This is a genomic window from Enterobacter sp. Cy-643 (assembly GCF_011752815.1).
Taxonomy (GTDB): domain Bacteria; phylum Pseudomonadota; class Gammaproteobacteria; order Enterobacterales; family Enterobacteriaceae; genus Cedecea.
Window position 1 is genome coordinate 102,223 of the sequence record NZ_VWWV01000006.1, and the last position, 19,773, is coordinate 121,995.

The 19,773-nt window shown below is 54.7% G+C and carries 20 protein-coding genes and 1 pseudogene; 13 read left to right on the top strand and 8 right to left on the bottom strand.

From position 1 onward, the window contains the following. The first annotated feature begins 7 nt into the window (after positions 1–7). The 3 genes from F3J29_RS19265 to yghB all read left to right on the top strand — a co-directional run bounded on the left by F3J29_RS19265 (position 8) and on the right by yghB (position 2,263). Positions 8–313: a hypothetical protein gene (locus tag F3J29_RS19265; protein ID WP_166868529.1), complete on the top strand. Its 306-nt coding sequence runs from the start codon at positions 8–10 to the stop codon at positions 311–313. Next, on the top strand, positions 240–1,427 hold the full coding sequence (metC, locus tag F3J29_RS19270) for a cystathionine beta-lyase (RefSeq protein ID WP_166868531.1): 1,188 nt from the start codon (positions 240–242) through the stop codon (positions 1,425–1,427). The genes F3J29_RS19265 and metC overlap by 74 nt, the downstream gene beginning before the upstream one ends. A 176-nt stretch (positions 1,428–1,603) precedes the next feature. Then, positions 1,604–2,263 carry a DedA family general envelope maintenance protein YghB gene (yghB, locus tag F3J29_RS19275; RefSeq protein WP_166868533.1) on the top strand — a complete coding sequence of 220 codons (660 nt, stop codon included), beginning with the start codon at positions 1,604–1,606 and terminating at the stop codon, positions 2,261–2,263. Positions 2,264–2,323: 60 nt separating this feature from the next. On the opposite strand, the gene F3J29_RS19280 is transcribed toward yghB, so the two are convergent. Continuing rightward, positions 2,324–3,211, bottom strand: a complete 888-nt coding sequence (locus tag F3J29_RS19280) for an AraC family transcriptional regulator (protein WP_008460951.1) — start codon at positions 3,209–3,211, stop codon at positions 2,324–2,326. A gap of 187 nt (positions 3,212–3,398) precedes the next feature. Here F3J29_RS19280 and yqhD point away from each other — a divergent pair, with 187 nt between their 5' ends. Both yqhD and dkgA read left to right on the top strand, forming a co-directional pair. After that, positions 3,399–4,562 (top strand): alcohol dehydrogenase, encoded by a 1,164-nt coding sequence (gene yqhD, locus F3J29_RS19285; protein ID WP_166868535.1) that lies wholly within the window; start codon positions 3,399–3,401, stop codon positions 4,560–4,562. 267 nt (positions 4,563–4,829) lie between these two features. Then, entirely contained in the window at positions 4,830–5,657 is an 828-nt protein-coding gene (gene dkgA, locus F3J29_RS19290; protein WP_166868537.1) for a 2,5-didehydrogluconate reductase DkgA, read from the top strand. A gap of 39 nt (positions 5,658–5,696) precedes the next feature. Here dkgA and F3J29_RS19295 read toward each other — a convergent pair whose 3' ends face one another. Next, the gene (locus F3J29_RS19295; protein ID WP_166868539.1) at positions 5,697–5,885 is read right to left on the bottom strand and encodes a hypothetical protein; all 189 of its coding nucleotides are present in this window, start codon (positions 5,883–5,885) and stop codon (positions 5,697–5,699) included. Between F3J29_RS19295 and phnC the strand changes: the two genes are divergently transcribed. The 4 genes from phnC to phnE (F3J29_RS19315) all read left to right on the top strand — a co-directional run bounded on the left by phnC (position 5,884) and on the right by phnE (F3J29_RS19315) (position 9,552). Continuing rightward, positions 5,884–6,726, top strand: coding sequence for a phosphonate ABC transporter ATP-binding protein (phnC, locus tag F3J29_RS19300; protein ID WP_166868540.1), 843 nt, complete (start codon positions 5,884–5,886; stop codon positions 6,724–6,726). The two genes, F3J29_RS19295 and phnC, sit on opposite strands and share 2 nt — an antisense overlap. 35 nt (positions 6,727–6,761) lie before the next feature. Beyond that, a complete protein-coding gene (gene phnD, locus F3J29_RS19305) occupies positions 6,762–7,703 on the top strand; it encodes a phosphonate ABC transporter substrate-binding protein (RefSeq protein ID WP_166868542.1) in 942 nt (313 codons plus the stop codon). 101 nt (positions 7,704–7,804) lie between these two features. Beyond that, the gene (phnE, locus tag F3J29_RS19310) at positions 7,805–8,674 is read left to right on the top strand and encodes a phosphonate ABC transporter, permease protein PhnE (RefSeq protein ID WP_205246854.1); all 870 of its coding nucleotides are present in this window, start codon (positions 7,805–7,807) and stop codon (positions 8,672–8,674) included. Beyond that, positions 8,671–9,552 carry a phosphonate ABC transporter, permease protein PhnE gene (gene phnE / locus F3J29_RS19315; RefSeq protein WP_008460938.1) on the top strand — a complete coding sequence of 294 codons (882 nt, stop codon included), beginning with the start codon at positions 8,671–8,673 and terminating at the stop codon, positions 9,550–9,552. The genes phnE (F3J29_RS19310) and phnE (F3J29_RS19315) overlap by 4 nt, the downstream gene beginning before the upstream one ends. A gap of 39 nt (positions 9,553–9,591) precedes the next feature. Here the strand turns inward: phnE (F3J29_RS19315) and F3J29_RS19320 are convergent, their stop codons facing one another. The 6 genes and pseudogenes from F3J29_RS19320 to F3J29_RS19345 form a co-directional block, all read right to left on the bottom strand. Beyond that, on the bottom strand, positions 9,592–10,254 hold the full coding sequence (locus tag F3J29_RS19320; RefSeq protein WP_166868546.1) for an HAD family hydrolase: 663 nt from the start codon (positions 10,252–10,254) through the stop codon (positions 9,592–9,594). 117 nt (positions 10,255–10,371) lie between these two features. Continuing rightward, a pseudogene (locus F3J29_RS19325) lies at positions 10,372–11,145 on the bottom strand (DUF3362 domain-containing protein); the annotation flags it as partial. A gap of 197 nt (positions 11,146–11,342) precedes the next feature. Next, positions 11,343–12,755 carry a cell division protein FtsP gene (ftsP, locus tag F3J29_RS19330; protein ID WP_166868547.1) on the bottom strand — a complete coding sequence of 471 codons (1,413 nt, stop codon included), beginning with the start codon at positions 12,753–12,755 and terminating at the stop codon, positions 11,343–11,345. A 62-nt stretch (positions 12,756–12,817) separates the two neighbouring features. Then, entirely contained in the window at positions 12,818–13,573 is a 756-nt protein-coding gene (locus tag F3J29_RS19335; protein WP_166868549.1) for a 1-acylglycerol-3-phosphate O-acyltransferase, read from the bottom strand. Between the two features lie 90 nt (positions 13,574–13,663). After that, complete coding sequence (parC, locus tag F3J29_RS19340; protein ID WP_166868551.1) at positions 13,664–15,934, bottom strand: DNA topoisomerase IV subunit A; 2,271 nt, start codon at positions 15,932–15,934, stop codon at positions 13,664–13,666. Positions 15,935–16,080: 146 nt separating this feature from the next. Next, positions 16,081–16,482 carry a YgiW/YdeI family stress tolerance OB fold protein gene (locus tag F3J29_RS19345; RefSeq protein ID WP_166868648.1) on the bottom strand — a complete coding sequence of 134 codons (402 nt, stop codon included), beginning with the start codon at positions 16,480–16,482 and terminating at the stop codon, positions 16,081–16,083. A gap of 192 nt (positions 16,483–16,674) precedes the next feature. Between F3J29_RS19345 and qseB the strand changes: the two genes are divergently transcribed. From qseB to F3J29_RS19365, 4 genes are all read left to right on the top strand, one after another. Next, entirely contained in the window at positions 16,675–17,337 is a 663-nt protein-coding gene (gene qseB, locus F3J29_RS19350) for a quorum sensing response regulator transcription factor QseB (RefSeq protein WP_166868553.1), read from the top strand. Then, on the top strand, positions 17,334–18,695 hold the full coding sequence (gene qseC / locus F3J29_RS19355; protein ID WP_502706572.1) for a quorum sensing histidine kinase QseC: 1,362 nt from the start codon (positions 17,334–17,336) through the stop codon (positions 18,693–18,695). The genes qseB and qseC overlap by 4 nt, the downstream gene beginning before the upstream one ends. Positions 18,696–18,811: 116 nt before the next feature. Next, entirely contained in the window at positions 18,812–19,393 is a 582-nt protein-coding gene (locus tag F3J29_RS19360; protein ID WP_166868556.1) for an NAD(P)H-dependent oxidoreductase, read from the top strand. 30 nt (positions 19,394–19,423) lie between these two features. Further along, positions 19,424–19,741: a putative quinol monooxygenase gene (locus tag F3J29_RS19365; RefSeq protein ID WP_166868558.1), complete on the top strand. Its 318-nt coding sequence runs from the start codon at positions 19,424–19,426 to the stop codon at positions 19,739–19,741. Positions 19,742–19,773: the final 32 nt, after the last annotated feature.

The window sequence follows — 19,773 nt, forward strand, 5'->3', positions numbered from 1 at the left end:
GAAATAAATGTCAAAACTGAGACTAATATATCAAAAAACTATCGAATTGATAGTCGTTCTCATTAGTATTTACAGAGTGCCGGAAATTGTTGAAGCATTCCTTGCGCTTACGCAGGAAAAGCGCCCACCTGGCGAAATGATGACTTTTTTCGCCAACCTGAAAAAACGCCATGATGCCCTTTGCGCATTTTGTGTTAATTTACGTCCAGACATCCAGATGTTTAGACGGGAAAATGAAAATGGCGGAAAAACACATCGAAACGGCGCTGGTCAACGCCGGACGCAGCAAGAAATTCACTCAGGGTTCGGTTAACAGCGTTATTCAGCGCGCTTCCTCCCTCGTCTTTGAAAGCGTTGAGGCCAAAAAGCAGGCCACCGCCAACCGCGCTAAGGGCGAGCTGTTTTATGGCCGCCGCGGTACGCTGACCCATTTCTCGCTGCAGGAAGCGATGTGTGAACTGGAAGGCGGCGCGGGCTGCGCCCTCTTCCCCTGCGGCGCCGCTGCGGTGGCTAATACGATTCTGGCCTTTGTCGAACAGGGCGATCACATTCTGGTGACCGAAACGGCCTATGAGCCAACGCAGGACTTCTGCACCAAAATTCTCTCAAAGCTCGGGGTCAGCACCGGCTGGTTTGCGCCGGAGATTGGCGCCGGTATTGCCGACCTGATTCAGCCGAATACCAAAGTCGTTTTTCTGGAATCCCCCGGCTCCATTACAATGGAAGTCCATGACATTCCGGCGATTGTCGCGGCGGTTAGACGCGTTGCCCCTGATGCTATCATCATGATCGACAATACCTGGGCAGCTGGCGTGCTGTTTAAAGCGCTGGCGTTCGGTATTGATATCTCCATTCAGGCGGGAACCAAATATTTAATTGGCCATTCAGATGCGATGGTCGGTACCGCGGTATCCAATGTCCGATGTTGGGATCGGCTGCGCGAGAACGCCTATCTGATGGGGCAAATGCTGGATGCAGACACCGCGTATATGACCAGCCGCGGTATTCGCACGCTGGGTGTTCGCCTGCGCCAGCACCATGAAAGCAGCTTAAAAGTCGCCGAATGGCTGGCACAGCATCCGCAGGTTGAGCGCGTGAATCATCCGGCGCTGCCCGGCAGCAAGGGACATGAATACTGGAAACGTGACTTTACGGGCAGCAGCGGCCTGTTCTCATTTGTGCTGAAGAAGCGGCTGAGTGATGAAGAGTATGAACGGTACCTCAATCATTTCGAGTATTTCAGCATGGCCTATTCCTGGGGCGGCTATGAATCGCTTATTCTCGCTAATCAGCCCGAAGAGCTGGCGGAGATCCGCCCGGCAGGCGGCGTCGACTTTAGCGGCACCCTGGTTCGCCTTCATATTGGCCTGGAAAACGTGGACGATCTGATTGCCGATCTGGAAGCGGGTTTCCAGCGTATTGACTAAAAATTCCGGTTATCGGTAACCGTTGAACGGAATTTTGCCATTATCGGCGTTTTGTTGAGCCTGGGATCAAGGTGTCGCGAGCATTTTAGCAGTACAATGTGTAGAAATTAAGGTGAGCCTAAGTTGCGGGTGCAATACTCAGGGCGAACTCAATAAGCGGTACCACAGGAATACCTATGGCTGTTATACAAAATATTGTCGAGGCGCTTTGGCATCATGATTTCGCCGCGCTGGCCGACCCCCATGTGATTGGCATTGTCTATTGCGTTATGTTTGCGACGCTGTTCCTGGAAAATGGGCTGCTTCCTGCTTCATTTTTGCCGGGCGATAGCCTGTTGCTGCTCGCGGGAGCGCTTATCGCCAAAGGCGTGATGGGCTTTGTACCGACGCTGGTGATTTTAACCATCGCAGCCAGTCTGGGCTGCTGGCTTAGCTATTTACAAGGGCGCTGGCTCGGCAATACCCGCACGGTTAAAGGCTGGCTGAAACAGCTGCCAACCCAGTACCACCAGCGCGCCACGCAAATGTTTGATCGCCACGGTTTACTGGCGCTGCTCGCGGGCCGATTCCTGGCCTTTGTTCGTACTCTGCTGCCTACCATGGCTGGGATTTCCGGCCTCAGCAACCGCCGTTTTCAGTTCTTTAACTGGCTAAGCGGCCTGCTGTGGGTGGGCGTTGTGATTAGTCTTGGCTACGCGCTCAGCATGATCCCCTTTGTTAAGCGTCATGAAGATCAGGTGATGACCTTCCTGATGATTTTGCCGATTGCTCTGCTGGTAGTGGGTCTGGTCGGCACGGTGTTTGTGGTGCTGAAAAAAAAGGTTAGCGCCGCGTAACCACGCTTAATAAAGAAAGAGCGGATAAGCCCGACTTATTCGCTCTTCGCTTTAGCCTTATTAAATAACCCGCATCCGCGCCATATCTTCCCCCGGCGTCACGCCAAAATAGCGTTTAAACTCCCGGCTAAACTGAGACGCGCTCTCGTAGCCGACGCGAATAGCCGCCGCGCTTGCCTTCATACCGTCATGCAGCATTAACATTCTTGCCTTATGCAGGCGGTAAGTTTTCAGGTATTGCAGCGGCGAAGTGCTGGTCACCGACTTGAAGTTGTGATGAAACGCCGAAACGCTCATGTTGGCCTCGGCCGCCAGCTGGTCAACGGACAAGTTTTCTGTGTACTGATTTTCAATCCGACGCAGCACGCGGCTAATCAGGCTAAAATGCGTCTGACGGCTTACCAGCGCCAGTAGCGCCCCGCCGCTTGGCCCCGTCAAAACGTGATAAAGGATCTCGCGGATAATCTGCTTGCCCAGGACTCGGGCATCGAGAGGCCTCTCTAATACATCCAGCAACCGCTCTGCAGCGCAAAGAATTTCTTCCGACAGTTCGGCAGAATTTATCCCGTCGGTACAGGACTGCGGACGGAAGAGATCGTCTTCTCCGATGTCCATCAGCAAGTCCTGCAGTTGCTGGATATCCACTTTCACACGCATCCCGGCAAGCGGGACGTCGGCCGTCGCAAAAGTTTCGCACTCGAAGGGCAAGGGCACCGTCAGCAGCAGGTATTCATTGGCGTCATAGCGGAATACGCGGTCATTAAGATAACCCGTTTTATGACCCGAAAAGAGAAAAACAATGCCCGGCTCGTACATGACCGGGGTACGAGCCATCGGTTTGGTGCCGTACATCAGCCGTACGCCATCAAAAAATACATCACTCTTTTCTTTTAAAATCAGCTGATTGATTTTATCCGTCAGCTGCTGGCAGATAGCCTGGCGGTTCATTTCTTACGTCTCCACGGCGCTTTTTATCCGGCTTACAGTGTGCGATGGATTCTACGTTTTCTCCAGTCGTTTGGAGAAACAGGCAAGATAAAGGCAGGAATATGCATTGAGAGAGGCAGAGTGGCGGACCACAATAGGCGCCATCAGATTTAGCAATGTGACTCATCTAACGAACGGGAAACCCATCATGAATAACTTCAATCTTCATACCCCAACCCGCATCCTGTTTGGTAAAGGCTCCCTGGCAGAACTGCGTGACCAGATCCCAGCGGACGCTCGCGTACTGATTACCTACGGCGGCGGCAGCGTGATTAAAACTGGCGTACTGGGCCAGGTTAAAGACGCGCTGAAAGGCCTCGACGTGCTGGAGTTTGGCGGGATCGAACCTAACCCGTCTTACGAAACGCTGATGAAAGCCGTAGATATCGCACGTAAAGAAAACGTGACGTTCCTGCTGGCAGTCGGCGGCGGCTCCGTACTCGACGGCACTAAATTTATCGCCGCTGCAGCCCACTATCCGCAGGATATCGATCCATGGAACATTCTGTTGACCCGCGGTAACGACGTGAAAAGCGCGATCCCAATGGGTTCCGTGCTGACGCTGCCTGCAACCGGCTCCGAGTCTAACAAAGGCGCAGTGGTTTCCCGCCGCTCTACCGGCGACAAACAGGCGTTCATGTCTGATTTCGTGCAGCCTGTCTTTGCGGTTCTGGACCCGGTTTACACCTACACCCTGCCGCCTAAACAGGTTGCTAACGGCGTGGTGGATGCCTTTGTTCACACCATCGAGCAGTACCTGACTTACCCGGTTAACGCCAAAGTCCAGGATCGTTTTGCTGAAGGCATTCTGCTGACGCTTATCGAAGATGGCCCGAAAGCGCTGAAAGATCCTGAAAACTATGACGTGCGTGCGAACGTGATGTGGGCTGCAACAATGGCGCTGAATGGCCTGATCGGCGCTGGCGTGCCGCAGGACTGGGCTACCCATATGCTGGGCCACGAACTGACCGCGATGCACGGTCTGGATCATGCTCAAACGCTGGCGGTGGTTCTGCCTTCTCTGATGAATGAAAAGCGTAACGAGAAGCACGCCAAACTGCTGCAATACGCAGAACGCGTCTGGAACATCACCTCCGGCAGCGAAGAAGAGCGTATTGATGCGGCTATCGAAGCAACCCGTAATTTCTTCGAGAAAATGGGCACCGCGACCCGCCTGTCCGCCTACGGCCTGGACGGCAGTTCCATCCCTGCTCTGCTGGTGAAACTGGAAGAAAAAGGCATGACTAAGCTGGGCGAGCATCAGGACATTACGCTGGACGTTAGCCGCCGCATTTACGAAGCCGCGCGCTAAGAGAATCCAGGTTAGCGCTTTGACTGCCTGAGTTTCGACTAGACTTAATACAAAACTTACACCGGGCTTGCCCGGTGTTTCAGATTTCTGCCAAACCTATGGCGAGCGGAGAAATATCAGAAGGCTCGTTAAAAAAAACTGGAAAATCAATTCATTGATTTTCAGCTGATAATCACAAAGAGGGAAAAATCACGCTTTTTCCCTCTTTGTCAGCAACCTCAAACACCGGGCTTGCCCGGTGTTTTTCGCACTATTAAGGAGATACGCATGACTCATCCAACCTTAATTAAACTCCAGGATGGCAACGTGATGCCGCAGCTTGGGCTCGGCGTCTGGCAGGCCAGCAACGACCAGGTCAGGACAGCCATTGAGAAAGCGCTGGAAGTGGGATATCGCTCCATTGACACCGCCGCCGCCTACAAAAACGAGGATGGCGTAGGCGCCGCGCTGAGAAGTGCAGGCATTGCTCGCGATGACCTGTTTATTACCACCAAGCTCTGGAACAGCGACCAGCAGCGTCCTCGCCAGGCGCTGGAAGATAGCCTTAAGAAACTGCAGCTCGATTATGTCGATCTTTATCTGCTGCACTGGCCGGTGCCGAGTAAAGATCACTATCTCGAAGCCTGGAAAGGGCTGATTGAGCTGCAAAAAGAGGGGCTGGCGAAGAGTATCGGGGTGTGTAACTTCAATATTAATCACCTCCAGCGGCTGATCGACGAAACCGGCGTTAGCCCGGTTATCAACCAGATTGAGCTGCACCCTCTGCTGCAACAGCGCCAGCTTCACGCCTGGAATGCGACCCACAAAATCCAGACGGAGTCCTGGAGCCCGCTGGCTCAGGGCGGTGAAGGCGTGTTTGATCAGAAAATCATTCGTGATTTAGCCGACAAATACGGCAAAACCCCGGCTCAGGTGGTGATTCGCTGGCACCTCGATAGCGGACTGGTGGTTATCCCTAAATCGGTCACGCCTGCCCGTATTGCCGAAAACTTTGACGTGTTCGACTTCCGACTGGACAAAGAAGAGCTGGCTGAAATTGCGAAGCTCGACAGCGGCAAACGCCTTGGGCCCGACCCGGACGTGTTTGTCGGCTAAGTCCGGCTTCTCTTTTCGTCCCTAAAACCACCTTCGCCTTCACCGGCCGGGTGGTTTTTTTATTTCCTGCACAACCCCTGCCCCAGCGGTTTCTACGTGTAGCACGTCAGTGTTCCAGGCGAGTGAATTTTCACGGCGTTCATTATTTGTTCTTTTAGCCGTAATCAAAAAGTCACACAACACCACGATAAATAGGGCCAGCTTCGCTAACTCATTTGGAATGGTCATGAACAGATCCCTTGCCGTTGTTACCAACTCAGACCTGGAGTCTCTGCCGCAGTTTGCGCCAGTCCCAGGACGAAAAGTACTGAGCGTTAAGAGCCTGAGTAAGGCCTATAACTCACACCAGACCGTGCTGCACGACATTAACTTCGACCTGCACGCGGGTGAGTTAGTTGGCGTCATTGGCCGTTCAGGCGCGGGCAAATCCACGCTGCTGCATATTCTCAACGGTACGCATTCTGCCACGTCGGGCGAGATCCTCAGCTTTCCGGAAGTCGGGATGCCGCACGATGTGTCTAAACTCAGCGGTCGCGCCCTGAACCAGTGGCGCACCGAATGCGGCATGATTTTCCAGGATTTCTGCCTCGTGCCCAGACTGGACGTGCTGACTAACGTGCTTCTTGGCCGCCTGAGCCAGACCTCCACGCTGAAATCCCTGTTTAAAGTTTTCCCTGAGGCAGACCGCGCCCGCGCCATTTCCCTGCTGGAGTGGATGAACATGCTGCCCCACGCCCTGCAGCGCGCCGAGAATCTTTCCGGCGGCCAGATGCAGCGCGTGGCGATTTGTCGCGCGCTGATGCAGAACCCAAGCATTCTGCTGGCCGACGAGCCGGTCGCGTCCCTCGATCCGAAAAATACCCAGCGCATCATGAAAGTGCTGCGTGAAGTGTGTGAGCAAGGCATCAGCGTGATGGTGAACCTGCATTCCATCGAGCTGGTGAAGGAGTACTGCACCCGCGTTATCGGGGTTGCAAAAGGAAATATCGTGTTTGACGGTCATCCGTCGATGTTAACGGACGACGTGCTGCATCTCTTGTACGGCGATGAAATCAATCAAGTGCATTAATTCTCTCTCCAATTGATACAACACAGGCAATGATAATGAAAAAGCAACTGACTGGCGCATTACGTTTATCTGCACTGATTACTGGCCTTGTGATTGCAGGCCACGCTATGGCTGCCGACCAGCCGCGCGAACTGAACCTCGGGATCCTCGGCGGGCAGAATGCGACCCAGCAAATTGGTGATAACCAGTGTGTGAAGCAGTTCATGGATAAAGAACTGAATGTCGACACTAAATTGCGTAACTCTTCTGACTACTCTGGCGTAATTCAGGGCCTGATCGGCGGTAAAGTCGATCTGGTGCTGAGCATGTCTCCTTCTTCCTATGCTTCGGTGTACATGAACGACCCGAAAGCAGTGGATATCGTTGGTATCGCGGTTGACGATAAAGACCAGTCCCGCGGCTACCATTCCGTGGTGATCGTGAAAGCCGACAGCCCGTACAAAACCATCGAAGACCTGAAAGGCAAATCCTTCGGATTCGCGGATCCGGACTCCACTTCTGGCTATCTGATCCCTAACCACGAGTTCAAACAGAAACTCGGCGGCACCGCGGACAACAAATACAACAACTTCTTCTCCAGCGTCACCTTCTCCGGTGGCCACGAGCAGGACATCCTGGGCGTGCTGAACGGCCAGTTTGCTGGCGCAGTGACCTGGGCTTCAATGGTTGGCGACTATAACGACGGCTACACCGCCGGGGCGTTTAACCGCCTGATCCGTATGGATCACCCTGACCTGATGAAGCAGATCCGCATCATCTGGACTTCCCCGCTGATCCCTAACGGCCCGATCCTGGTCAGCAACAAGCTGCCAGCTGACTTCAAGGCCAAAGTGGTGGATGCAGTGAAGAAGCTTGATAAAGAAGATCACGGCTGCTTCGTGAAGGCAATGGGCGGCACCCAGCACATTGGCCCGGCATCTGTGGCTGACTTCCAGCAGATCATCGACATGAAGCGTGAGCTGGTTAGCGCCCGCTAATTGATGCCCACCGCATAAAAATCGCACCCCGGCGGCCTGCCTGGGTGCTTTTTTATCAGAACGGGGCAACCCGTCACCGGAAACAAACCGGATAATAAGTGATGATGTTGAATACGGAATTTGAGCGTTACTACCACCAGGTCAGAATGCGCCAGAAGCGCGATACCCTGATTTGGTCCCTACTGCTGGTAGGTCTGTATCTTACCGCCGGTCATATCGCTGAGTTCAGCCTGACCACCATCTGGCAATCGCTGCCCAACTTCTTCGACTACATGTTCGAAACCCTGCCGACGCTGCACCTTCCGGTTCTGCTGGCCGACGTCCACACCAAAGGCTCGCTCGCCTATTGGGGATACCGTCTGCCTATTCAGTTGCCGCTGATTTGGGAAACGCTGCAGCTGGCGCTGGCTTCGACACTGATTTCGACCTGTATTGCCGCCGTGCTGGCGTTTCTCGCCGCCGGCAATACCTGGACGCCGCCCGCCGTGCGCTTCGGCGTTCGCGCGTCGGTCGCCTTCCTGAGAACCATGCCGGAGCTGGCGTGGGCGGTCATGTTCGTGATGGCCTTTGGCATCGGCGCCATTCCGGGGTTTCTGGCGCTGGCCCTGCACACCGTTGGCAGCCTGACCAAGCTGTTTTATGAAGCCATCGAAAGCGCGTCCGACAAACCTGTGCGCGGCCTGGTGGCCTGCGGTGCCACGCCAATTCAGCGCGTGCGCTTCGCTCTGTGGCCGCAGGTGAAACCGATCTTCCTGTCCTACAGCTTTATGCGTTTTGAAATTAACTTCCGCTCCTCCACCATTCTCGGCCTCGTTGGCGCGGGAGGGATCGGTCAGGAACTGATGACCAACATTAAACTCGATCGCTACGATCAGGTCAGTATCACGCTGCTGCTGATTATCGTGGTGGTTTCCATCCTCGATGTCCTGTCCGGCAGGCTGCGCCGCTGGGTTCTGGAGGGGAAAAAATGAGCATTTCACAGGCAACACCGGATATCGCTAAAAGCCGCGAGCAGCACCGCGAACTTTACCGGATGCAGGGGCGTTATCTGCGCCACATTGGGCTTCTTGCCGCCGCCATCCTCGGTTACTACGTGTGGTTCTTCTTCACTTTTGGCATCGACTCCGGGCAAATCCTGACCGGCATCGCTCAGCTCGGGCGCTATTTCCTGCGCATGTTTGTCTGGCATGACTTTGTTAACTGGCCGTTCGCCTATTACTTCTCGCAAATCGCCATTACGCTCGCCATTGTTTTTGCCGGGACGCTGACCGCCACGGTGCTGGCGCTGCTGCTGTCGTTCTTTGCCGCCCGTAATATCATGCAGGGCCCGGTGGCAAGAGTCATTGCACTGCTGGTACGCCGCCTGTTTGATCTGCTGCGCGGCGTGGATATGGCGATTTGGGGGCTAATATTTGTGCGCGCCGTGGGGCTTGGCCCGCTGGCGGGCGTGCTGGCAATCATCATGCAGGATACCGGCCTGCTGGGCAGGCTGTATGCCGAGGGCCACGAAGCCGTAGAACGCTCTCCGAGTCGGGGATTAACCGCCGTGGGTGCCGCGGGGATTCAGAAGCACCGCTTCGGGATCTTCACTCAGTCATTCCCGGCATTTCTCTCCCTCAGTCTGTATCAGATTGAGTCCAATACCCGTTCAGCGGCGGTGCTGGGCTTTGTCGGCGCGGGCGGCGTCGGCCTGGTTTACGCCGAGAACATGCGGCTGTGGAACTGGGACGTGGTGATGTTTATCACCCTGATTCTGGTCTGCGTGGTGATGGCGATGGACGCTATTTCCGCCTGGCTGCGCCGCCGTTATATCACCGGCAAGCCGGTGCCGCTGTATTCTCCGCAATAATGTCTGAACGGGGCACGGCTTCGCCATGCCCCGGTTTCGCTACAAAGACCAGCTCAGCGTTTGCCAGCCGTAGCGTGCACCCTGTGCCGCAAGTTTCTGGCAAGGATTTACCATCAGCACTTTATCGGCCTCAAGGCAAAGCGGTAAGTCATTGATAGAGTCGGTATAAAACGTGAGTTCCCCACAGTACTCCGGGTTCACCTCCAGCCACTCTTTAAGACGGGTAATTTTGCCGGCCTGATAACTCGGCACGCCGCTTATCACGCTGGTCCAGGCATTATTGCCGGTCACCAGGTCGATACCGATGGCGTGTTCAATACCCAGCCGTGGCGCGATGGCCTTGACCAGCAGACTAACTGACGCGGAGATAATCATCATCTGCTGACCCTGGGCGTTCAGCTGCTCAATCAGGCGCTGAGCTTCCGGGTAAACCTGAGGCAGAACATCGGTTTCTACGCAGCGGGCCACCAGCGTATCGACATCGGCAATTGTCATGCCGGCCAGCGGAGCCAGCGTGACGCTAACATATTCGTGAATATTCATTTCGCCACGCTGGTAATCGAGCATCAGCTTGTGCTCTTTGGCCAGATAATCAGGGTCTTTTATCAGCCCTTCGCGGGAAAGGAAGCGGCTCCAGAGCGTGCTGCAATCGGCGTCAATCAGGGTGTGGTCGAGGTCAAAAACGTACAGCGGGTTAGACATGTTCATTTCTCATTTCAGCAAAGAGGCCGCCGGGCAGCTTAGCACCAGACCCGGCGGACAGGGATTCCCACTTCTCTTTGTCGCAGAAAAAAATGACAGCGGCATGAAAGCACGCCGTTACTTCACATGCGGCTTCCTCTTTCCTGCTGCTGCCGGACGGTGATGCGACGCAAGCGGAGTGTGCCTGGTCAGTGCCGGGCGGTGATGCGACGCAAGCGGAGTGTGCCTGGTCAGTGCCGGGCGGGCGTGGCGAGCATGCCTGCGGGCCTCACGCATCTCTTCCAGGGTCGGGGCAGGCACCAGGCATTCACGTCTGCCGCCAATCAGGTGCTTTTTCCCCATCGCCTCCAGCGCCTCGCGAATCAACGCCCAGTTAGCCGGGTCGTGATAGCGCAGCAGGGCTTTATGGAGGCGGCGCTGGCGGTCGCCGCGAGGCACAACGATATCCTCACTTTTGTCGTTCACCTTGCTCAGCGGATTTTTGCCCGTGTAATACATGGTGGTGGAGTTAGCCAGCGGTGACGGATAGAAGTTCTGGACCTGATCGAGGCGGAACCGATGCTGTTTCAGCCACAGCGCGAGATTCACCATGTCCTCATCACGCGTCCCAGGGTGCGCGGAGATAAAGTATGGGATCAGATACTGCTCTTTGCCAGCCTGCTTCGAGTAGGTGTCAAACAGCTCTTTAAAGCGGTGATAGCTGCCCATTCCCGGCTTCATCATCTTCGACAGCGGCCCTGCTTCAGTATGCTCTGGGGCAATTTTCAGATAACCGCCCACGTGGTGAGTGGCCAGCTCTTTGATGTAGCGCGGATCGGCAACCGCCAGATCGTAACGCACGCCGGAGGCGATTAAGATCTTTTTCACCCCCTTAAGATCGCGGGCGCGCCGACTTGCAGCGCAGCATATACAAATGGCGGCGGTTATACGCCGATTAGCAGTAATTTTTGAAGGGTTATTCAGTGTTTTATGCCCCTCCCCCCGGCCCTCTCCCCAAAGGGGCGAGGGGGAAAAAGACTCTGCGTAGAGTGCCATGCTGTCCCCTCTCCTTTGTAGGGAGAGGTTTAGGGTGAGGGTGAGGGTAAAAACTACGGCGCGGGCTGAACCAATAGCTGACCGATGGAACCACGGTCGGCAAGCTCCAGCGTCTGGCTGGAATAAAGGAACGGGAAATGCTCCCAGGAGGGCTGCCCAAAGTAGACCAGCAGCTCAACCTGCCCGTCGATCCACACGGTATCCTTCCAGCCGCGATCTTCCCCGAATGGCGAAGCCCCGTTGACGTTACGCACCAGAAAACTGACGCCCTCAATATGGAAAGACTGCGGCGTATCGGCGCGCACCGTCCAGCGCTCCCAGGTGCCCTGCTGAGTCTGAATATCAATCCGCTTCATATCCCACAGCTGGCCGTTAATGCCCGGATCGTCACCGAGGGTGATTTCACGGCTGCGCGCTGGGCTACCGCCGGTAATTTCTTCCGGCAGCAGGCGCATTGGCAGCGTGTCGGTGACCAGCGGCAGCAGCCCGGTAGGCCGCAGCGTTAGCACCAGCGTGGAGATCAAAATGCTCGACGGCTCAAAGAAACCACGAATGCGATCCATGATCCCCGCGGCTTCCCCGGCGGTAATCGAGACTTCTTTGCCTTCGGTCATGTCGATCAGAATTTCTCGCCGCTCTCCCGGGGCCAGCGACAGCTGCTTGACCGAAACAGGTGCCGGCAGGAATCCCTGATCGCTGGAAATCACCGCGATGGAGCGACCATCGCTCATTTGTAGCTGATAGCGACGCGAGTTTGATGCGTTCAATAAACGCAGGCGCACCCAACCGCGGGAAACTTCCACGTACGGGCTCTGCACCCCGTTCACCAGCAGCGTATCGCCAACAAAACCACCGCTGCCTGGCTCCTGATACTCCGGCGCACCGAAGTTATCGAGCCGTTTGTCCTGGATGATGATAGGGAAGTCGTCCACCCCGTAATGGTTAGGGATAGGCAGCGACTTGCTAACCTCATCTTCAATCAGCCACATTCCCGCGAGCCCGTTATAAACCTGCCTTGCAGTACGGTTAGGCGTATTGGCGTGGTACCACAGCGTGGCAGCACGCTGGCGAATAGGCAACACCGGCGCCCAGTCTACGTTGGGGGACATCATACGTGCTGCCCCGCCAATCAGCGGGCCCGGCACCTGCAGACCAGCAATCGTCATTGCGACGTTTTCCTGCAGACGGTTGCTGTAAATCATCTTCACGTCATCCCCATTCCAGACGCGTATGGTTGGCCCCATATAGCGCCCGTTAAAGCCCCAAACGGGCGCCTTCGCGCCGCCGGTAAATGACCAGTGGGCGCGCTGTAGCGTCAGGAATAAAGGCTGGCCTCGACGAGATTCAAGCAGAGGAGGGACTGGTAAAGGTTGCTGCTGCCCTGCCGCGTTTGCCCTCAGCGGCACTGAGCCGGCACAAAGCGCAACTCCGGATGCCTGAATAAACTGACGCCGACTGAGTGACATAATTGCTCCATGTAAAACTGAATAACGAAAGGCGATACAAACCGTACCGCCAAAGGCGGCATTTAACTCGCCTGATTCTTTTCAACTTTGCCGGCAGCTTCACGCGCGGCAACTTCTTGATTGAGTTCGTCGATTTTGGCCATCATCAGTTCACGACAGTCAGTGGCCAGCTTACGGACCTGATCTTTCCCATAAGCGCTGGTATCAATTGGCGGCAACATTTCGACGATAACCAGACCGTTGTTCCAACGGTTTAGCTTAATTTTATTACTGGTATTGGAAACGCACACCGGAATAATCGGTACGCCCGCGGCAATCGCGGCATGAAACGCGCCGGTTTTAAACGGCAGCAGGCCACGACCACGGCTACGGGTTCCTTCCGGGAACATCCAGATAGAAACGTTGCGTTTGCGGATCTGCTCGACAACCTGGGAGATAGTGCCGTGGGCTTTGGCCCGGTTATCCCGGTCAATCAACAGGTTGCCTGTCAGCCAGTAGAGCTGGCCAAAAAACGGGATCCACACCAGGCTTTTTTTCCCAACCGTCACCGTTGGCGGCTGCACGATACTCGAGGCCGTCACCATATCGTAGTTGTTTTGATGGTTACCGATGTAAATCGCGGTGGGATGTTTATCTGCCCCGGCAGGTAAGCGGGTTTCAACCTTGAGACCGAATACCGGCGCCAGACGTCCGAAAAGGTGCCCAAAAGTTGCCACATGGCGCGGATTGCGCGGGCTAAACAGACAATAAATTGAGCCAAAGATGCATACCAGGATGCAGTAAATAACGACAATAATAAAACGTACAATCGCTAGCATAACTACCTCATGAGCCGAAGCCGTTGATAAGTATATCGGCTTTAGCGTAAAACACACCGGACGACGGCATCGCTGCCGCCGTAACCCGGATTATTCTTCGCTGTCTCCAGCTCCAGCCCGCATTGGGGAATCGACGTCTACGCGGTCGATACGCTGCAAGCCACGCATCAGCGTCCCGCGACGGCCTCGCTCACCGGTAATTTTCTGCAGCTCTTCAGGACGCAGCTTAATTTTCCGCTTCCCAACATGCAGCGTCAGCGTGCTTTGCGGCGGCAGGATAAACAGATGTGCCAGCTTATCTTCGCCTTTCGCCGCTTCGGCTGCCGGGATAGAGATAATTTTGTTGCCTTTGCCTTTCGACAGTTCCGGCAGATCGCTCACCGGGAACATCAGCATGCGCCCGGCGGCGGTGATCGCCAGCAGCATGTCGTCTGCGCTGTGAATTTCCAACGGAGGAAGCACACGAGCGTTCTCCGGCAGAGAAATCAACGTTTTACCCGCACGATTGCGTGAAACAACGTCGTTAAAGGTACAGACGAAGCCATAGCCTGCATCCGAAGCCATCAGCAGCTTCTGGTCGTCTGCGGCCATCAGCACGTAGTCAACCGTCGCGCCCGGTGGCGGCGTCAGCTTACCTGTCAGAGGTTCACCCTGACCCCGCGCTGACGGCAGAGTGATGGGATCCAGCGCGTAGCTTCGCCCGGTGGAGTCAATGAATGCCACGGGTTGATTGCTTTTGCCTTTGGCGGAGCCAAGGTAGCTGTCGCCGGCTTTGTAACTCAGGCCCGGCGCGTCAATATCGTGGCCTTTAGCGCTGCGTACCCAGCCCATTTGCGACAGTACAATGGTAACCGGTTCAGACGGCACCATATCATGCTCGCTCATCGCCTTCGCTTCACCGCGCTCATGCAACGGTGAACGGCGGTCGTCGCCGTAGGTATCTGCGTCGGACTGCAGCTCTTTTTTCAGCAGCGTGTTCATTTTGCGCTCTGAAGCGAGAATACCCTGCAGCTGATCGCGTTCTTTTTCCAGCTCGTTCTGCTCGCCGCGGATCTTCATCTCTTCCAGTTTGGCGAGGTGGCGCAGCTTCAGCTCAAGGATGGCTTCGGCCTGCGTTTCGCTGATATCAAAGCGAGACATCAGCACCGGCTTCGGCTCGTCCTCGGTACGAATGATATGGATCACTTCGTCGATATTGAGGAACGCCACCAGCAAACCTTCGAGGATATGCAGGCGCTTAAGGACTTTTTCCAGACGGTAATTCAGGCGGCGACGCACCGTGTCACGACGATAAACCAGCCACTCGCTGAGGATCTCCAGCAGGTTTTTCACCGCCGGGCGACCGTCAAGGCCGATCATATTCAGGTTAACGCGGTAGCTTTTTTCCAGGTCGGTGGTTGCGAACAGATGGTTCATCACCTGCTCAACGTCCACGCGATTGGAACGAGGCACGATTACCAGCCGGGTCGGGTTTTCATGATCCGACTCGTCGCGCAGGTCTTCGACCATCGGCAGCTTTTTCGCACGCATCTGGCTGGCAATTTGCTCCAACACGCGAGCGCCAGACACCTGATGAGGCAGCGCGGTAATCACCACGTCACCGTCTTCTTTACGCCACACCGCACGCATGCGGATGGAGCCGCGCCCGTTCTGATAGATTTTGCGTATATCTTCACGCGGCGTGATGATTTCCGCTTCGGTCGGATAGTCCGGGCCGTGAACGATATCCAACAAGCTGTCCAGCGAGGTTTTTGGCTGGTCAATCAGCGTTATGGCGGCCTGGGCAACCTCACGCAGGTTATGCGGAGGTATGTCTGTCGCCATGCCTACCGCAATACCGGTTGTGCCGTTAAGCAGGATGTTAGGTAAACGCGCAGGCAGCATTTTTGGCTCCTGCAGCGTTCCGTCAAAGTTCGGGATGTAATCAACCGTTCCCTGACCAAGCTCGCTAAGCAGCAGCTCCGCGTACTTCGACAGGCGGGATTCGGTATAACGCATTGCAGCAAAGGACTTAGGATCGTCCGGCGCCCCCCAGTTCCCCTGCCCGTCAACCAGCGGGTAGCGGTAAGAGAACGGCTGCGCCATCAGCACCATCGCTTCATAACAGGCGCTGTCGCCGTGCGGATGGTATTTACCCAGCACATCACCCACGGTACGGGCAGACTTTTTGAATTTCGCGCTGGCGTTTAGCCCCAGCTCAGACATTGCATATACAATTCGACGCTGAACCGGCTTGAGCCCGTCGCCGATAAACGGCAGGGCGCGGTCCATGATGACGTACATGGAATAGTTGAGATACGCATTTTCCGTGAATTCGTGCAGCGCAAGACGCTCAGCACCATCATGAGTCAAATCACTCATTGCTCATTCATCCTCAAACTGACGAACCGATTGTGGCCACAATCGGCGTAATTGCCGCCGATAGTACCTTATCTGGCCTGTTGAGTCATAGCGATGAATAGCTTTATGCGAAGCGGCAGCCCGGGAAGGCTTGCCGCATTTTTACGTTATTTGAGTTTGCTAATTTGCTTTACGTCGATTTCCACTGAGTTCCAGTCTTTATCGACTTCCCCCTGAATAACGACGGTGTCTTGCGGGGTTACTGTCAGGCCCTGCCAGCGTTTGTGATCGATATCCACGTTGATGCTATCGGTCGCATCGCGGAAGATATAGTGATCGCCTCCTATACGCTGTTCGATTTTCCCGGTCAGCGTTACCCAGGTATCGTCGGAATAGGTCTTAGCCTGTTTTACCGTGGTTTTATTCCCCATAGGGCCAATAAACCCACCTTGCTGCATTGGCTGGGTTTGAACAGGTGCGTTCGGGTCAACAAACCCGCCCGTTTGCGCGGCAAACAGAGGGGCAGAAGTTAAAGCCATAATGGCGACTAAAGCGGCTGTTTTTTTCATCATGTTATTCTCCTTTCGTTTCCTGACCACCATTAAAACGCCTAAATCTTAGCGAGATCTTAATCCCTACCCAAGGAAGTGTTTTTTATTGTCAATTTGCGGTCTTTGCCGAAGGAGCAGGTTTTTCTTCTGTACACGCTAAGTCGACAGGTATTTACTGCTCGTCTTAACGGCAGCAACAAGGAGTGCGCCATGCGCCTGTTACTTATTGAGGATGACCCGCTCATTGGCGACGGCATTAAAGCCGGACTCATCAAAATGGGGTTTGCTGTTGACTGGTTTAGCGATGGCCCCAAGGGGCAAGCCGCACTCGGTCTGGCACCCTACGACGCCGTAGTGTTAGATCTCAGTCTCCCGGGAATAGATGGCCTGGATATTCTGCGTGCCTGGCGTAAAGAGGGGCACAGTCAACCTGTACTAATCCTGACGGCCAGAGACTCGCTGGAAGAGCGCATTGAGGGATTACAGCTGGGCGCGGACGACTACCTTTGCAAACCATTCGCACTGACAGAAGTGGCTGTGCGGCTACAGGTGCTTATCCGCCGGGCGCACGGCCACGCACAGCCAGAACTTACCCACGGAAATGTTGTGCTCTCACCGGCAAATCATACGGTATCTCTTAGCGGCGCCCCCCTACAGCTAAAGCCGAAGGAATTCGCTTTACTCGAGCTGCTTATGCGTAATGTCGGGCGTGTTCTGCCACGCACACTGATCGAGGAAAAAATCTATAACTGGGACGACGAAGTCTCGCGCAATGCCCTTGAGGTTCACATCCATCATCTAAGGAAAAAACTGGGCAGTAGCTTCATTCGCACCGTACACGGTATCGGCTATACGTTAGGTGATTCATGCTGAACACGTTATTAACCAAAAGCTTACGCACGCGCCTGACCTTAGGCTTTATAGTGCTGACCCTTGTAGCAGCGGCCTTTGCCAGTACCGCCGCGTGGTATGAAGCCCGTAAATCGCTCAACAAGCTCTTTGATACGCAACAACTGCTTTTTGCTAAGCGGCTAAGCGTGCTGGATTACGAGGGCGCAAACAACGCCGAGCCACAGCTTCCCCGCAGTAAAAACATACTGAAAAAACATCGCGGTAAGCTCGATGATGACACACTGGCCTTCGCCATTTTTACCGCAGAGGGCAGGCTTGTGCTCAATGACGGCGACAGCGGTAAAGGACTGACCTATTCATGGCATAGAGATGGATTTGCGGACGGGCAACTCGATGATGATGACGATCTGTGGCGTCTGATCTGGCTGACAACAGCTGATGGCCGTTATCGTATCGTGGTCGGCCAGGAGTGGGATTACCGAAACGATATGGCTCTGGATATCGTTTCTGCTCAGCTCACGCCCTGGCTAATAGCGCTGCCGCTGATGCTGCTTCTGCTGATTTGGTTAGTCAGCAGAGAGCTGGCACCGCTGCGTAGACTGGCACAGAAGCTACAGCGCCGCCCTCCCGGTGACAACAGCACACTCGAAACTCAGGCGCTCCCGCTGGAAGTCAGCCCACTTGTGGATGCCTTAAATCAGCTCTTTGAGCGTACAGAAGCGTTTATGCAGCGTGAAAGGCGCTTTACGTCCGATGCCGCACACGAGCTCCGAACCCCGCTTGCCGCCCTGAAGGTACAGGCAGAGGTGGCTCAACTGGCGGAAGATGATACTCAGGTCAGAGAGCAAGCTCTGACCCATCTTCACCACGGCATCGATCGCGCCTCCCGTCTCGTTGAACAACTACTGACGCTTTCCCGGCTGGACTCCCTGGCTGAACTTAATGATGTGCAAGTAATGTCACTTCAGACACTCCTGCAGGAAAGCGTTATGGAAGCCTGGCACGGCGCTCAGCGAGAGCATATTGATATCCACCTGCAGATGCCGGAAAAACCAGTAATCCAGCGCGTTCAGCCACTTCTGCTCGGGTTGATGCTGCGCAATATTCTCGATAACGCCGTTCGCTACAGCCCGGCAGGCTGCGTTGTGAACGTCATACTTAAGGAGAATGAGCTTGAGGTTATCGACAATGGGCCAGGCGTGAACCCTGAATATCTTTCTTCTTTGGGTGAACGCTTCTTTCGCCCGCCAGGACAACAAAAAACCGGCAGCGGGCTGGGGCTGTCCATTGTAAGTCGAATTGCGGCGTTGCACGGTATGCAGGCAACTTTTAGCAACGCAGAAAGCGGCGGCTTTAGGGTCCACATCAGTTGGCTTTGAGAGATTTCAACCAGATTATTGCTAACTCAGCAAAAGTCTTTGCACATTTTGATCATTTTTTCGCATCAGCATGCTGCTTATAATAATTGGCAAACGTAATTATTTAAGGGCTAACGATGAGCAATATCCTGATTATCAACGGCGGTAAAAAATTCGGCCATTCCAACGGCCAGCTTAATGACACCATGACTGAAGTCGCGGAAGGCTATTTGCGCGACCTCGGGCATGATGTTCAGGTCACCCGCGCAGACAGCGAATACGACGCTAAAGCGGAAGTTGAGAAATTCCTCTGGGCGGACAGTATCATCTGGCAGATGCCCGGCTGGTGGATGGGTGCTCCATGGACGGTCAAAAAGTACATTGACGATGTGTTCACCGAAGGCCACGGTTCGCTGTATGCCAGCGACGGCCGTACCCGTTCAGACGCCTCTAAAAAATATGGTTCCGGCGGCCTGATTCAGGGCAAAACCTACATGATGTCTCTGACCTGGAACGCACCTTTAGAAGCGTTCACCGAAAAAGATCAGTTTTTCCATGGCGTTGGCGTAGACGGCGTTTATCTGCCGTTCCACAAGGCTAACCAGTTCCTGGGTATGGAAGGGCTGCCAACCTTTATCGCTAATGACGTCATCAAAGCACCTGATGTGCCACATTATGTAGCAGAATATCGCAAGCATCTGGCTGGTATTTTTGCTTAACTGTTGGCCGGATAACATAAGGAGTTAGTCATGCTGACAGTGATTGCAGAAATTCGCACCCGTCCAGGTTCACACCATCGTCAGGCGGTAATTGCAGCGTTTGAGAAAATTATTCCAACCGTGCTGCAGGAAGAAGGCTGCCACGGCTACGCGCCGCTGGTCGACCATAACGCTCAGGTAGCGTTCCAGACTACCGCGCCGGACTCCATCTTCATGCTGGAAAAATGGGAAAGCGTTGCGCATCTGGAAGCCCATCTTCAGACGACGCACATGAAAGAACATAGCGCCCGCGTGAAAGACGACGTGCTGGAAGTGCATATCCGCATTCTCGAAGCAGCCGTGAAGTAACTGGCGTCCACGAATGCAAAAAGGGATGGCCT

Excerpts from the sequence above, each read along its gene's own strand:
- F3J29_RS19265 (WP_166868529.1), top strand. The coding sequence starts at position 8 with ATGTCAAAACTGAGACTAATATATCAAAAAACTATCGAATTGATAGTC.
- metC (WP_166868531.1), top strand. The coding sequence starts at position 240 with ATGGCGGAAAAACACATCGAAACGGCGCTGGTCAACGCCGGACGCAGC.
- yghB (WP_166868533.1), top strand. The coding sequence starts at position 1,604 with ATGGCTGTTATACAAAATATTGTCGAGGCGCTTTGGCATCATGATTTC.
- F3J29_RS19280 (WP_008460951.1), bottom strand. The coding sequence starts at position 3,211 with ATGAACCGCCAGGCTATCTGCCAGCAGCTGACGGATAAAATCAATCAG.
- yqhD (WP_166868535.1), top strand. The coding sequence starts at position 3,399 with ATGAATAACTTCAATCTTCATACCCCAACCCGCATCCTGTTTGGTAAA.
- dkgA (WP_166868537.1), top strand. The coding sequence starts at position 4,830 with ATGACTCATCCAACCTTAATTAAACTCCAGGATGGCAACGTGATGCCG.
- phnC (WP_166868540.1), top strand. The coding sequence starts at position 5,884 with ATGAACAGATCCCTTGCCGTTGTTACCAACTCAGACCTGGAGTCTCTG.
- F3J29_RS19295 (WP_166868539.1), bottom strand. The coding sequence starts at position 5,885 with ATGACCATTCCAAATGAGTTAGCGAAGCTGGCCCTATTTATCGTGGTG.
- phnD (WP_166868542.1), top strand. The coding sequence starts at position 6,762 with ATGAAAAAGCAACTGACTGGCGCATTACGTTTATCTGCACTGATTACT.
- phnE (WP_205246854.1), top strand. The coding sequence starts at position 7,805 with ATGATGTTGAATACGGAATTTGAGCGTTACTACCACCAGGTCAGAATG.
- phnE (WP_008460938.1), top strand. The coding sequence starts at position 8,671 with ATGAGCATTTCACAGGCAACACCGGATATCGCTAAAAGCCGCGAGCAG.
- F3J29_RS19320 (WP_166868546.1), bottom strand. The coding sequence starts at position 10,254 with ATGTCTAACCCGCTGTACGTTTTTGACCTCGACCACACCCTGATTGAC.
- ftsP (WP_166868547.1), bottom strand. The coding sequence starts at position 12,755 with ATGTCACTCAGTCGGCGTCAGTTTATTCAGGCATCCGGAGTTGCGCTT.
- F3J29_RS19335 (WP_166868549.1), bottom strand. The coding sequence starts at position 13,573 with ATGCTAGCGATTGTACGTTTTATTATTGTCGTTATTTACTGCATCCTG.
- parC (WP_166868551.1), bottom strand. The coding sequence starts at position 15,934 with ATGAGTGATTTGACTCATGATGGTGCTGAGCGTCTTGCGCTGCACGAA.
- F3J29_RS19345 (WP_166868648.1), bottom strand. The coding sequence starts at position 16,482 with ATGAAAAAAACAGCCGCTTTAGTCGCCATTATGGCTTTAACTTCTGCC.
- qseB (WP_166868553.1), top strand. The coding sequence starts at position 16,675 with ATGCGCCTGTTACTTATTGAGGATGACCCGCTCATTGGCGACGGCATT.
- F3J29_RS19360 (WP_166868556.1), top strand. The coding sequence starts at position 18,812 with ATGAGCAATATCCTGATTATCAACGGCGGTAAAAAATTCGGCCATTCC.
- F3J29_RS19365 (WP_166868558.1), top strand. The coding sequence starts at position 19,424 with ATGCTGACAGTGATTGCAGAAATTCGCACCCGTCCAGGTTCACACCAT.